13 protein-coding genes are annotated in these 12541 nt (G+C 37.2%); 10 read left to right on the forward strand and 3 right to left on the reverse strand.

The features are described from left to right. Nucleotides 1-8: 8 nt before the first annotated feature. The 4 genes from ispG to Q0516_RS09905 all read left to right on the forward strand — a co-directional run bounded on the left by ispG (nt 9) and on the right by Q0516_RS09905 (nt 3548). On the forward strand, nt 9-1061 hold the full coding sequence (gene ispG, locus Q0516_RS09890; protein WP_294465424.1) for a flavodoxin-dependent (E)-4-hydroxy-3-methylbut-2-enyl-diphosphate synthase: 1053 nt from the start codon (nt 9-11) through the stop codon (nt 1059-1061). Further along, the gene (locus Q0516_RS09895) at nt 1058-1798 is read left to right on the forward strand and encodes a PHP domain-containing protein (RefSeq protein WP_294465426.1); all 741 of its coding nucleotides are present in this window, start codon (nt 1058-1060) and stop codon (nt 1796-1798) included. Before ispG ends, Q0516_RS09895 begins: the two co-directional genes overlap by 4 nt. 13 nt (nt 1799-1811) lie before the next feature. After that, the gene (locus Q0516_RS09900) at nt 1812-2297 is read left to right on the forward strand and encodes a GNAT family N-acetyltransferase (RefSeq protein ID WP_294465650.1); all 486 of its coding nucleotides are present in this window, start codon (nt 1812-1814) and stop codon (nt 2295-2297) included. 249 nt (nt 2298-2546) lie between these two features. Next, nucleotides 2547-3548, forward strand: coding sequence for a serine hydrolase (locus Q0516_RS09905; protein WP_294465430.1), 1002 nt, complete (start codon nt 2547-2549; stop codon nt 3546-3548). A 146-nt stretch (nt 3549-3694) separates the two neighbouring features. Here the strand turns inward: Q0516_RS09905 and uppP are convergent, their stop codons facing one another. From uppP to rpsO, 3 genes are all read right to left on the reverse strand, one after another. Next, on the reverse strand, nt 3695-4531 hold the full coding sequence (uppP, locus tag Q0516_RS09910) for an undecaprenyl-diphosphatase UppP (RefSeq protein ID WP_257479785.1): 837 nt from the start codon (nt 4529-4531) through the stop codon (nt 3695-3697). Nucleotides 4532-4607: 76 nt separating this feature from the next. Next, nucleotides 4608-6743: a polyribonucleotide nucleotidyltransferase gene (gene pnp / locus Q0516_RS09915; protein WP_294465433.1), complete on the reverse strand. Its 2136-nt coding sequence runs from the start codon at nt 6741-6743 to the stop codon at nt 4608-4610. A 58-nt stretch (nt 6744-6801) separates the two neighbouring features. Continuing rightward, nucleotides 6802-7065, reverse strand: coding sequence for a 30S ribosomal protein S15 (rpsO, locus tag Q0516_RS09920; RefSeq protein ID WP_083781750.1), 264 nt, complete (start codon nt 7063-7065; stop codon nt 6802-6804). A gap of 226 nt (nt 7066-7291) precedes the next feature. Between rpsO and dut the strand changes: the two genes are divergently transcribed. The 6 genes from dut to rsgA all read left to right on the forward strand — a co-directional run bounded on the left by dut (nt 7292) and on the right by rsgA (nt 12534). Beyond that, nucleotides 7292-7732, forward strand: a complete 441-nt coding sequence (gene dut / locus Q0516_RS09925) for a dUTP diphosphatase (RefSeq protein WP_294465436.1) — start codon at nt 7292-7294, stop codon at nt 7730-7732. Nucleotides 7733-7934: 202 nt separating this feature from the next. Further along, nucleotides 7935-8363 carry a DUF3788 domain-containing protein gene (locus Q0516_RS09930; RefSeq protein ID WP_294465441.1) on the forward strand — a complete coding sequence of 143 codons (429 nt, stop codon included), beginning with the start codon at nt 7935-7937 and terminating at the stop codon, nt 8361-8363. A 315-nt stretch (nt 8364-8678) separates the two neighbouring features. Continuing rightward, on the forward strand, nt 8679-8918 hold the full coding sequence (locus Q0516_RS09935; RefSeq protein WP_257479781.1) for a YlmC/YmxH family sporulation protein: 240 nt from the start codon (nt 8679-8681) through the stop codon (nt 8916-8918). 25 nt (nt 8919-8943) lie between these two features. Further along, nucleotides 8944-10134: an aspartate kinase gene (dapG, locus tag Q0516_RS09940; RefSeq protein WP_117532613.1), complete on the forward strand. Its 1191-nt coding sequence runs from the start codon at nt 8944-8946 to the stop codon at nt 10132-10134. A gap of 84 nt (nt 10135-10218) precedes the next feature. Then, nucleotides 10219-11031 carry an ATP-dependent Clp protease proteolytic subunit gene (locus Q0516_RS09945; RefSeq protein ID WP_294465445.1) on the forward strand — a complete coding sequence of 271 codons (813 nt, stop codon included), beginning with the start codon at nt 10219-10221 and terminating at the stop codon, nt 11029-11031. A 423-nt stretch (nt 11032-11454) separates the two neighbouring features. Next, nucleotides 11455-12534, forward strand: coding sequence for a ribosome small subunit-dependent GTPase A (gene rsgA / locus Q0516_RS09950; RefSeq protein ID WP_294465447.1), 1080 nt, complete (start codon nt 11455-11457; stop codon nt 12532-12534). Nucleotides 12535-12541: the final 7 nt, after the last annotated feature.

Here is a 12541-nt window from a genome sequence, read left to right on the forward strand (position 1 = left end):
GTTATAAGATGAAGAAAACAAACGCAGTAAAAATCGGTAACAAGATAATCGGCGGAGGAAATCCTATTATGGTGCAGTCAATGCTTAAATTACCGCCTACCGATTACAAGTCAATAATAGATGAAATAAACGAACTGGAAATGCTGGGATGTGACATAATAAGAGGCACCATACCGAATATGGAAGCCGCAAAAGTCATACCGAAGATAGTAAAAAATACAAACATACCCTTTGTAGCGGATATCCATTTCGACTACAGAGTAGCTATAGAAGCCATAAAAAACGGTGTTCATAAAGTCAGGATAAACCCCGGCAACATCGGAGGCAAAGAAAGAGTAAGGGAAGTCGTAAAATGTCTTAAAGACTACGATATACCCGTTAGGATAGGCGTAAACTCCGGAAGTCTGGAAAAAGACTTACTGGAAAAGTACGGACACCCTACCCCGGAAGCCTTGGTTGAAAGTGCATACAGAAGTATCGCTTACTTCAACGAATTCGGATATGACAATATTGTATTATCCATTAAATCAAGCGACGTAGTAACTACAATAGACGCAAACAGGCTTTTCAGAGAAAAATACTCTTATCCCCTTCATTTGGGAGTTACGGAAGCGGGAGCGGAGCTTGGAGGGATAGTCCGTTCAAGCATAGGGCTTGGCAGTCTTTTAAAAGACGGTATCGGAGATACCATAAGAGTTTCCTTGACCGGTGACAGCAGAGACGAAGTAGTCGTGGGAAGAGAGATACTCATAAGCCTCGGGCTTTTGGACGAAGGAGTAAGAGTGGTATCATGCCCTACATGCGGAAGATGTAAAACAGATACTCTGTCCATAGTAAAAGAGATAAAGGAAAAAACAAGACACATAAAGGAACCTATTACCGTAGCGGTCATGGGCTGTGCGGTAAACGGTCCGGGAGAAGCAAAAGAAGCGGACATGGGAGTTGCCTGCGGAGACGGGAATGCGGTCTTTTTTGAAAAGGGAGAAAAAGTAAAAAGCATTAAAAGCGAAGAAATTGCTTCTTTCATATTAGAAAGGATTGAAGAAAGAATATCTAAATGAAACTAACAGCAGAAATACATTGTCATACCATTTATTCTCACGGGACGGGGACCATAGAAGACAACGTCATCGCCGCAAGAGAGAAAGGTATGAAAAAAATCATCATCAGCGAACACGGACCGGGGCATATGGTAGCGAGAAAAAATACCAACGCTACTTATATGGATATGAAAAAAGAAATACTGGAACTTAGAAAAAAATACCCTGATATGGAAATTTTAATGGGAATGGAAGCAAACGTGATTTCCATGAAGGGAGATTTGGACGTGGACGAGGAACTTCTGGAAATCGTGGAAGTCTTGTACTGCGGTATCCATTTGATGTCCATACCAAAGGATATAAGTACATTTTTTAATATGCAGATAATGAATACTTTATGTTCAAAGTTCGGCTGGTTCAGGAAAAGACAGACGAGGATAAATACAAATGCACTTATAAAAGCAATAGAAAAGTATCCTTTAAAGATGATAACACACCCCGACACGAGAGGACCCATAGACATAATAGAGCTTGCGAAAGCGGCGGAAAAGCATGATGTGATACTGGAAATAAACGACACACAAAGTAAGCTTAACGAAGAGGATATAAGGCTCATAGAAGAAAGCGGGATAAACATAACCTATGCGGTGGGAAGCGACGCTCATTCAAAGAAAGACATAGGAAAATGGGAAAATGCAAAGTGTATACTTAAAAAGAGCGGTATAAGCTTGGATAAAGTTTGGAATGTGGAAGAATAAAGGCAGTGTGACTATGGAAGTAACAATAACTGAATTAAAAGAAGAAGATTTAAATACCGCTCTTGCAATCTGGAATGAAGTGGTAAGAGAAGCAAATGCATTTCCTCAGACGGAAGAAATGAAAAGAGATGAAGGTCTTGAATTTTTCGCTTCTCAAAGCTTTACGGGAACGGCAAAGCTTGATGATAAAGTAGCGGGGATATATATACTCCACCCCAACAACGTGGGAAGGTGTGCTCATATCGCAAACGCAAGTTATGCTGTGGATAAAAAAATCAGAGGAAAGCATATAGGAAGAGAGCTTGTAAAGCATTCTCTAAAAAAGGCAAGGGAGCTTGATTTTAAAATACTTCAGTTCAACGCGGTGGTAAGATCCAACAAAGGTGCTATACATCTTTATGAAAGCCTCGGATTTAAAAAGCTGGGAGTAATACCAAAGGGATACTTAAAAGATGACGGGAATTATGAAGATATAATATCATACATATACGAACTATAAAAAAGCAGCTAAAAGCTGCTTTTTATTTGCACTTTTTACCCTTGGAATCAAAGCTCCCCTACAAAATCGCTTCTAAGTATTTTTATATGCTTTCATTGAATATCTATAATTTTTTGTTTTAGTCTTTGTATCAATAGTTAAACTACTAATTACTATAAAATATATTTTAAAAATTTTCTTGAATATGCTTTTTAATCATGATAAGTTGTTATTATGGTACCATTAATAATTACAAAAGGAAAATTTAAAATGGAAAATAATAAGAACATTATTCCTGAAAAGTCAGGGAGCAAATATGATTTACTTTTAAAAATAGAAGATATAATAAAGAAAGAATACTCTAACACGGAGGGGATAGTAATATCCAAAGACGGTGAAATGATATATGAAAAATACTTCGGTGAGAGCAATGAAAACCAAAAGACGCACATAGCCTCGGTAACGAAAAGCATATTATCAATACTGATTGGCATAGCCATAGATAAGGGATTTATGGAAGATGAAAATCAAAAAGTAATGGATTTTTTCAAAGAATATGACTTCATAGATAAAAATGAAATCAGAGATAAAATCACGATAAAAGACCTACTTACTATGACCGTCCCATACACCTTTGAAGAGTACATGGAACCCCTTGAAGACTTTACAAGAAGCGAAGACTGGATAAGATATGCACTTGAGAGCATTGACGGCAACGGAGAAAAAGGTAAATTCAAGTATTCCACCATGAGTGCTCATCTTCTTTCCGCCATTTTAACTAAAGCTTCGGGAATGTCTGCAAAGGAATTTGCAAATAAGTATTTATTTAAGCCTATGGATATGGAAGAAATAAATCATAACGACACCAAAGAATTCAGTTTTGATACTCTGTTCGGAGAAAAAATAGAAGGCTGGGCAAATGACCCCATGGGGATTTCTGCGGGAGGTTTCGGACTTAAACTGAGCACGAGGGATATGGCAAAAATCGGAGAGCTTTATTTAAACAATGGAGAATACAAAGGAAAAAGGATAGTATCCGAGGAATGGATAGACAAGACCTTAAAGGAAAATCAGAACGGCTACGGATATATGTGGTATTTGATTTACAATGCACCTATAAGGATGTATTGCGCTCTCGGGGACGGAGGAAATATGATATGCGTTATACCTGACTTGAATACCGTCATAGCAATGACTTCGTCTTTTATGATGAACGCAAAAGACAGGATAGGATTTGTAGCGGAATATATCCTCCCTGCCCTATCCAATTAAAATAAACATGGATATTTTAATATAAGAGGAAAAAGTAATTAATTAAAAAATATTATTAAAACAAAAAAAGGCACCCGATATAGGTGTCTTTTTCAATCCTTCAATTTTTATCATAATTATGGGGTGTATATTATTTATACATAAAATTATATCGTAATCAATACCTGATATATAATAAGCGCCAAACCTACTATCCAGCAGTAAATGGAGAAATAGTAAAGCTTGCCTTTCTTAACGATATTATTAAGAAGGACTATGGAGAAGTACCCTATCACAAGAGAACAGAAAAATCCTATTATAAGAGGTACAAACGATGTAGTCGCTCCTATGGAGATTATGTCTTTTATCTTAAGTAACAGTGAACCCAGTACTGCGGGGATAGACATAAGGAATGAAAACTCAACGGCTTCTTCCTTTTTAAGCCCCGATAAAAGCCCGCCGACTATAGTAGAACCCGACCTTGAAATACCCGGGGTTATGGCGAACATTTGGAAAATACCAATAATGAAAGCTTTTCCCGCTCCTACGTTTTCTATATGTCCCCTGTTGTTTTTACCCAGTGCATCGCCTAAAACGAGGAGTACTCCGGTAATAAGAAGAGTAAACCCTACTATGATGATAGAACCGAACTTCTCGCTTATGAAATCTTCGAATAAAACTCCAACTATGCCCGCAGGTATGGATGCCATAAGGATATACACTATGTATTTTCTGTATTTACTCTTTTCAAAACAAGGTCCTTTAAGAGTTATTAAATCCGCAAGCATTAGGAAAAACTGCTTGAACATATTCCATATGGATTCATAGTATGCGATAACTACCGCAAGCAGTGTCCCAAGATGAAGCACTATCGCAAATTCGAGAGAACCTTCGCTGATACCCATGAAATTCTGGAGTATTACCAAATGTCCGGAACTGCTTACCGGAAGGAATTCCGTAAGACCCTGGACTATACCTAAAATTATGGCTTGTATTGTAGTCATAATATCCTCCGTTATTTATACATTTAATACTATTTATATGCTTTAAAAGCGAAGTTTAACCCTCGCTTTTAATTATTTATTCATTTACTTTTTCTTCTTTTTTGTCATCTTTATTTTCTTTGACTTCTTTTTTTGGTTTTGGAAGAAGTGCTTTTCTTGAAAGGTTTATCCTTCCTTGTTTATCTATTTCGATGACCTTTACGTTTACTTCGTCCCCTACGTTTAAAACGTCAGTGACTTTATTTACCCTTTCGTGAGCTATCTTTGAAATATGAACGAGACCTTCTTTTCCGCCCGGGATTTCCACGAATGCACCAAAGTCCATTACTCTTACGACTTTACCTACATAAGTGTCCCCTTCTTCTACTTCTCTCGTTATATCTTCGATTATTTGAACCGCTTTTTTAGCATCTTCCAAATCCACAGCACTTACGAAGGTTTGTCCATCGTCCAAGATGTCGATTTTAACTCCTGTTTCATCGATGATTTTATTTATCATCTTTCCGCCCGGTCCGATGACATCTTTGATTTTATCTTCGGCTATTTTCATAGTCATGATTTTAGGAGCGTATTTGCTTACGTCTTCTCTAGGAGCTGTGATGGCTTCTTCCATTTTGCCTAAGATATGGAATCTGCCTTTTTTAGCTCTTGATAGAGCTTCTGTAAGTATAGCTTTATCTATACCTTTGATTTTGATATCCATTTGGATAGCAGTGATACCTTCGCTTGTTCCCGCAACTTTAAAGTCCATATCGCCGTAGAAATCTTCAACGCCCTGAATATCCGATAAAACGGATACTTTACTTTCTTCCTTTATAAGACCCATTGCGATACCCGCTACAGGCGATTTGATAGGAACACCTGCGTCCATTAGAGATAATGTAGAACCGCAGACACTTGCCTGAGATGTAGAACCGTTTGAAGCAAGTACTTCGGAAACCACTCTTATTGTATAAGGGAAGTCCTTTTGGTCGGGAAGTACGGGGATAAGCGCTCTTTCAGCCAAAGCACCGTGTCCTATCTCTCTTCTTCCCGGACCTCTCATAGGTCCCGTTTCACCTACAGAGTATGCAGGGAAATTATAGTGGTGAATATATTTTTTGCTTGTTTCTTCTCCGATGCCGTCGATTATCTGTTCATCTCTTATAGCACCGAGAGTAGCCATAGACATTACCTGAGTCTGTCCTCTTGTGAAAAGTCCCGAGCCGTGAGCTCTTCTTATCTTTCCTACTTCGCATGTAATAGGTCTGATTTCATCTACTTTTCTTCCGTCAGGTCTGATACCTTCGTTGGTTATCATATCTCTGACGATTTGTTTTAATAATTTAGCGAATATTTCCTCAAAGTCGAGTTTGTTGTCGGGATATTCTTCCAAGTATTTATCCAAAATTTCAGCCTTGACTTCTTCCACTCTGTCTTCTCTGGCTTGTTTTTCATGGATATCATAAGCTTCTCTGAAGCCTTTTTTAGCTTCTTCGTAAATCTTTTCTTTGATTTCTTCGCTTGTTCTGTAGTATGTGATATCAGCTTTTTCCACGCCGACTTCTCTTATTATTTCTTCCTGGAATTTGATGATTTCTTTGATATGTTCATGAGCCCCCATGATAGCGTCTATCATGATTTCTTCGCTCACTTCGTTTGCGCCCGCTTCAACCATAAGTACGGCTTCGCTGGTTCCCGCAACTGTAAGATTTAAATCACTGTTGTCTCTTTGGTCGCTTGTCGGATTATAAACAAGTTTTCCGTCTATAAGACCTACATTGATTGCACCAACGGGACCGTCGAACGGGATATCGGAAATACCTAGAGCAAGAGATGCTCCTATGATACTTGTGATTTCCGGTGAGTTATCCTGATCCACACCCATAACGGTAGCGACGATTTGAACGTCGTTTCTGAAACCTTTATCGAATAAAGGTCTTAAAGGCCTGTCGATAAGTCTGCATGTAAGAGTAGCTTTTTCGCTTGCTCTTCCTTCTCTCTTTAAAAATCCCCCCGGAATTTTTCCAACGGAATACATTTTTTCTTCGTAAAATACGCTTAGCGGGAAAAAGTCAATTCCCTCTTTTGCTTCTTTAGACATACATGCGTTGACTAAAATCTGAGTATCTCCATATGAAATGAAAACACTACCGTTAGCCATTTGTGCCAATTCTCCAACTTCAACACAAAGTTCTCTGCCTAAAAAATCAGTTTTAAACACTTTCTTCATCTAATTTTTTTCCTCCATATTATAAAAAGGCGAAAAAATCCGCCTTTTAAATGCTTAATTATTTTCTTAAGTTAAGTTCTTTAACTATTTCTCTGTATTTATTGATATCTTTCTTAGCTACATAATCTAAAAGTCTTCTTCTCTTACCTACCATCATTAATAGTCCTCTTCTTGAGTGATGGTCTTTAGGATTGTTTTTGAAGTGTTCGTTTAGAGTATTGATCCTGCTTGTCAAGATAGCGATTTGGATTTCAGGTGAACCTGTATCCTTTTCGTGTTTTTGATATTTGCTGATTACTTCTTGTTTTTTTTCTTTTGTTATTGACATTTTAGTCTCCTTTTAATATTTATATTCGCCTAAAACCTTAGCAGTAAGCCGGAGATGCTCATAACTAAGCCTTAGGTACATAGCTTTAAAATTATATCACAAAAGGATATTTTTGTAAACAACTTTAGGCGGGATTTATAAATGTTTTTAACCCTTTTGATTGATAAAACTTTTAATTTTAACTATAATGTTATTATAGTATATTTTAAGGAGAAAAAGAATGAAAAATGTAAAAGTCGAAATAATAAATAAATCAAAGTATCCCCTGCCTGAATATGCGACAAAAGGCAGTGCGGGAGCCGATTTATATGCAAATATAGATGAAGATATAATACTCAGACAAGGTGAGATATCTTTGATACCCACAGGGATATATATAAAACTCCCTATAGGTTACGAAGCACAGATAAGAGCGAGGAGCGGACTTAGTTTAAAGCACGGCGTCACACTGGTAAACGGAATAGGGACCATAGACAGCGACTACAGAGGAGAGATAGGCATAATAATAACCACATTAAAAGACGAACCTTTTACGGTCACACCGGGAATGAAGATCGCCCAAATGGTAATCGCAAAACATGAGACCGCAGAATTCACGGAAGTCGAAAGTTTGGATAATACAGACAGAGGTGAAGGAGGGTTCGGTCACAGCGGGGTTTAAGATGATATTTTATTAAATATTAATAATTTATTAATATAAAGTATTTTGCTTTTATTATTACTTATTTTGATATATAGTTAAATCATTAAGAGAGTGTGTATAAGGCAGAAATCAAGGTGTATTCGGGCGCGCGGAGTCTGAAAGGTGAAGTGCGCCCGAGATACCGCATGGAAAACACCAAACAAAAGGAGACTATTAAAAAATGGAATGGAAAGAAATTTACCCTATCGACCAAAAGCCCACGGATAAAGAGCTGTCAGATTATATGATAAGCCCCCTTTATGAAGAATTATGCAAATATTTAAGTGACAAATTCAATGCAAAAAAAAGCGTTGAATACAGCAAATGTTCAGCCATACCCGGCTGGAACATTAAATATAAAAAAGGAAGCAAATCACTTTGCGTCGTATACCCCGAAAAGAATATACCCAAAGTAATGGTGGTCATCGGCAATAAACTGGAAACCGAAGCGGAAGCTATAATATATACATCAAGCGATTATGTCATGAACAGATATAAAGAAAGCAAATCCAACAGCGGACTCGGCACATGGCTGGTACTGGACTTATTGAATGAAGAAGTTTTAAGCGACATCAAAAGGCTTATCGAACTAAAAGTAAAGACAAAATAAAAAGAAAGCAGAAATGCTTTCTTTTTTAATACCATATTATTTTTATAATGCATATTATTTTTACTTATACTGACTTTTTTGTCAGAGTATCCAAAAGTTTCATTAGTACCTGTTATTAGACCTTTAAGAAACATTTGATTTTCTATTGATAATTTTCTTATTTTCTTAAGCTGTTCAGCATTTTGCAGCAGCAATATTTATGGGTTTAGATTTATTTTCAAAAATCACACTAAAGTAATGATATTTTATATTATTTAATATCATATTTATTATAAAAACCTGCCCTGCTTCATATATATAAATGAGGTGAGTTATATGCATTTAGAAGAGTTGAAGAACAGGATAATCGTAAACATAAATAACGGCGAAAAATTGGGTGTTTTAGGTAATTGTGACTTGAAAATAGATGAAAAACAGGGTAAAATAGAAGCAGTATTAATTCCGCAGGGCAAAGCCAGAAAATTCTTTTCCGGGGAAGTGGAATATTTGACTATTCCTTGGGAGAGCATAGTAAAAATAGGAATGGATACAATAATGGTCAATTTAGAAAAATAATAATATTAGTTATAGGGGTCCAAATATGAAAATTATAGTGCAAAAATACGGCGGAACCAGTGTAAACACCGCGAAATCAAGAAGTATGATCATAAAGAATATGATAGATGCCATTGATGACGGGTTCAAACCTATCATTGTAGTTTCCGCTATGGGAAGAAAACCGGAACCATATGCGACCGATTCGCTTTTAAGCCTTCTTCCCGATATGAAAAAAGCAAATCTTAGAAACAAAGACTTACTTGCAACATGCGGAGAAATCATAACCACTGTCGTGGTAAGTGAAGAAATAAGAGCAAAAGGCATAAATGCAAGAGCTCTTACAGGCGGACAAGCGGGTATCGTTACTAATGAAAATTACGGAGACGGTAAGATAGTCAACATAGATACAAACAGGCTCATGGAACTTTTAAATCAAGACGTAGTTCCCGTAGTTGCGGGATTCCAGGGTATGAGTAAAAGCGGACAGATACTGACCCTCGGAAGAGGCGGCAGCGACATTACCGCTACTGCTTTGGGTGCGGCACTGAATGCAGACTTAGTGGAAATATATACCGACGTGGACGGAGTAATGACAGCCGATCCTAGAGTAGTCGAAAATGCCGAGCTTATAGAAACCGTTGATTACGACGAAGTATTCCAGCTTGCAGAATACGGAGCCAAAGTAATTCATCCGAGAGCGGTGGAATACGCAATGAAAGCAGATGTACCTATCGCTATATTAAATACGCAGAAAGGAAGATACTACGGAGGAACGAGGATAGAAGATGTTTCTCAGGATATATACAGCGAAAAGAATTTCTCTGCAGTTACACAAATAGACGGATGCAGTCAGGTAGATATCAAATTCACCGACCTTAAAAAAGAAGACAGACTATTCGATCTGCTTGCGGAAAAAGAAATATCTATCGACATGATAAACATTTTCCCTGACAGAAAAACATTTATCATAGATACGGATAAACAAAACGTAGTTGACGAAGTAATGTCCAAGATAGGTCTTGAATACACTATCTGCGACGGATTTACAAAGATAACCATAATGGGAAGAATGAAAGGCGTTCCGGGAGTAGTCGCAAAAATAATTGCAGCACTTTATTCAAACAATATTTTTGTACATCAGTCATCCGACTCAAGTACGACCGTATCAGTGCTTGTAGATACAAAACAGGCAAAGGATGCGGTTAACGTATTACATACAAATTTAATAAAATAAAAATTACATAAATTTTAAATAAAAGGAAAAAATAAGAAAGGACAAAAGTTCTTTCTTATTTTATTTTGTTTGAAAGGAAATATAATGAAAAATAAAGACGAATTAAAAATGAACAATCAAGAAGACTTTGATTTATCTCACGAATCTGATTTTGACGATGAAACGCTGAACAGATTAAAAGAGCTTGGACAGCTAAACGACGGATATAACAGCGGGATACAGACAATAAGCATTATCGGAGAAATAGAAGGTCATATAGAAGCGGGTTCTCCGAAAAAATCCACTAAGTACGAACATATAATACCAATGATAATCGACGTGGAAGAAAAAGATGAAATAAAAGGCGTACTCCTTATTTTAAACACCATGGGAGGAGATGTGGAAGCAGGACTTGCCATATCCGAACTGATTTCCGGAATGAGCAAACCATGCGTAACACTTGTTCTCGGAGGGAGCCACAGCATAGGAGTACCACTTGCGGTAAGCGGAAGTTACTCATTTATCGTTCCGACGGCAACGATGATGATACATCCCATAAGGACTACGGGGCTTGTGATAGGAGTGCTTCAAAGCTTTATATACTTCCAGAAAATGCAGGAAAGGATAACCGAATTCGTTGTGGGACATTCCAACGTGGATAAGGAGTTATTCAATAAAATAATGCTCAATACCGATGAACTCGTAAACGATATGGGTTCGGTCCTTGTAGGTGAACAGGCGGTAGAGATAGGGCTTATTGACGCGGTTGGTTCGCTGAGTGATGCAAGGAACAAATTATTTGAACTTATCAACGAATACGAGCATGAAAAGTGCAAAAGTAAAGAAGATAAAAACAAAAACGGTAATAAAAAAAGCAAGGGCAATAATAACAAAAAAGAGAATAACGGCAGTAAATAACATCGGGGCACTACGCCTGCCTTCGGCAGATTCCGCGCCCCTAAGGTACGACCCTGACCTCATTTTTATCTAACCCCGAATAACGACCAAGGACCTAAAATGGTCCTTTTTATTTTATACTTAAGTTTATATTTAGGGATATATCGTCAATAGAAGTAAACAAACAAGTTTGGAAATCATTACATTCAATGGCAAGTTACTTAGGGGCGCGGAATCTGCCGAAGGCAGGCGTAGTGCCCCGATTTTTTTGTATTAAAATATAAAGATATATGTTATAATAAAAAAACATTTGAAAGAAAGGAGATAATTTTTTATGTTTAAAACAGTAAACAGAACGGATATTGTGTTATACACGGAGGTATGTGTAAAATAACACGATACATGATACCTCCATGGGATAAATAAAAGGGAGGTAATAATAAAATGAACAACAATAATTTAGCAAAATACGGTGCCGACGAAAGATTTTTAACGCTGGCAAAAGAATATAAAGATTTAAAACCTGCAAGAGTGATTTCTCAGTACAAAGGTATCTATAAGATAATCACCGAAGAAGGAGAATGTCTGGCAAAGGTATCGGGGAAATTCATGAACGAGGCATACTCTTCATCTGACTATCCCGCAGTCGGCGACTATGTAATGACAGACGGCTTCAGAGATAAAGGAGAAACTTCCGTCATTCACCACGTGCTTGACAGGAAAAGCGTATTCAAGAGGACTGCCGCAGGTTCTAAAAAAGAAATGCAGATAGTGGCTTCAAATGTCGATATCATATTTATATGTATGGCTTTGAACAATGATTATAATATAAGCAGGCTGGAAAGATATATGACTTTATCTTGGGACAGCGGAGCAAAACCCGTTATAATCCTTACAAAATCCGACTTGGCTGAAAATATCGATAATATCCTAAGCGAAGTAACTTCCGTTACTTTCACAGATGATATAATCCTTACGACAAACAAAGACGAGAGTTCTTACGAAAAAATAAATGAGTATTTAAAACCGGGCATTACCGGTGCATTCATAGGTTCTTCGGGAGTTGGAAAATCTACTATAATAAATCATCTGCTGGGCAGAGATATAATAAAGACTTCGGGACTTAGAAACGATGATAAAGGACGACATACCACCACGACGAGAGATTTGATATTGCTTGATAGCGGAGGTATCGTTATAGATACCCCGGGGATGAGAGAGCTTGGAACCGGATTTATAGAAACATCAAAAGGGTTTGAAGATATCGAAGAGCTCATTTCAGGGTGTAAATTCTCAGACTGTACCCATACGAACGAACCCGGATGTAAAGTAAGAGAAGCGATAGAAAAAGGAACTTTGGATTTAAGAAGATATGAGAACTACGAAAAAATACAAAGAGAAAATAAATACGCGGGACTTAATTCAAAGGAAATAGAAAAAGAAAAACTAAATCAGATGTTTAAAAGCGTCGGAGGAATGAAGAAAGCAAGAAAATATTTAAAAGACAAAGATAAAAGAAATTAAAAAAGAC

Origin of the sequence: uncultured Anaerofustis sp. (assembly GCF_938029165.1) — a bacterium.
GTDB lineage: Bacteria > Bacillota > Clostridia > Eubacteriales > Anaerofustaceae > Anaerofustis.

Bases quoted from the DNA above. Each gene is read 5' to 3' on its own strand.
- ispG (WP_294465424.1), top strand. From the start codon at position 9: ATGAAGAAAACAAACGCAGTAAAAATCGGTAACAAGATAATCGGCGGA.
- Q0516_RS09895 (WP_294465426.1), top strand. From the start codon at position 1,058: ATGAAACTAACAGCAGAAATACATTGTCATACCATTTATTCTCACGGG.
- Q0516_RS09900 (WP_294465650.1), top strand. From the start codon at position 1,812: ATGGAAGTAACAATAACTGAATTAAAAGAAGAAGATTTAAATACCGCT.
- Q0516_RS09905 (WP_294465430.1), top strand. From the start codon at position 2,547: ATGGAAAATAATAAGAACATTATTCCTGAAAAGTCAGGGAGCAAATAT.
- uppP (WP_257479785.1), bottom strand. From the start codon at position 4,531: ATGACTACAATACAAGCCATAATTTTAGGTATAGTCCAGGGTCTTACG.
- pnp (WP_294465433.1), bottom strand. From the start codon at position 6,743: ATGAAGAAAGTGTTTAAAACTGATTTTTTAGGCAGAGAACTTTGTGTT.
- dut (WP_294465436.1), top strand. From the start codon at position 7,292: ATGAAAAATGTAAAAGTCGAAATAATAAATAAATCAAAGTATCCCCTG.
- Q0516_RS09930 (WP_294465441.1), top strand. From the start codon at position 7,935: ATGGAATGGAAAGAAATTTACCCTATCGACCAAAAGCCCACGGATAAA.
- Q0516_RS09935 (WP_257479781.1), top strand. From the start codon at position 8,679: ATGCATTTAGAAGAGTTGAAGAACAGGATAATCGTAAACATAAATAAC.
- dapG (WP_117532613.1), top strand. From the start codon at position 8,944: ATGAAAATTATAGTGCAAAAATACGGCGGAACCAGTGTAAACACCGCG.
- Q0516_RS09945 (WP_294465445.1), top strand. From the start codon at position 10,219: ATGAAAAATAAAGACGAATTAAAAATGAACAATCAAGAAGACTTTGAT.
- rsgA (WP_294465447.1), top strand. From the start codon at position 11,455: ATGAACAACAATAATTTAGCAAAATACGGTGCCGACGAAAGATTTTTA.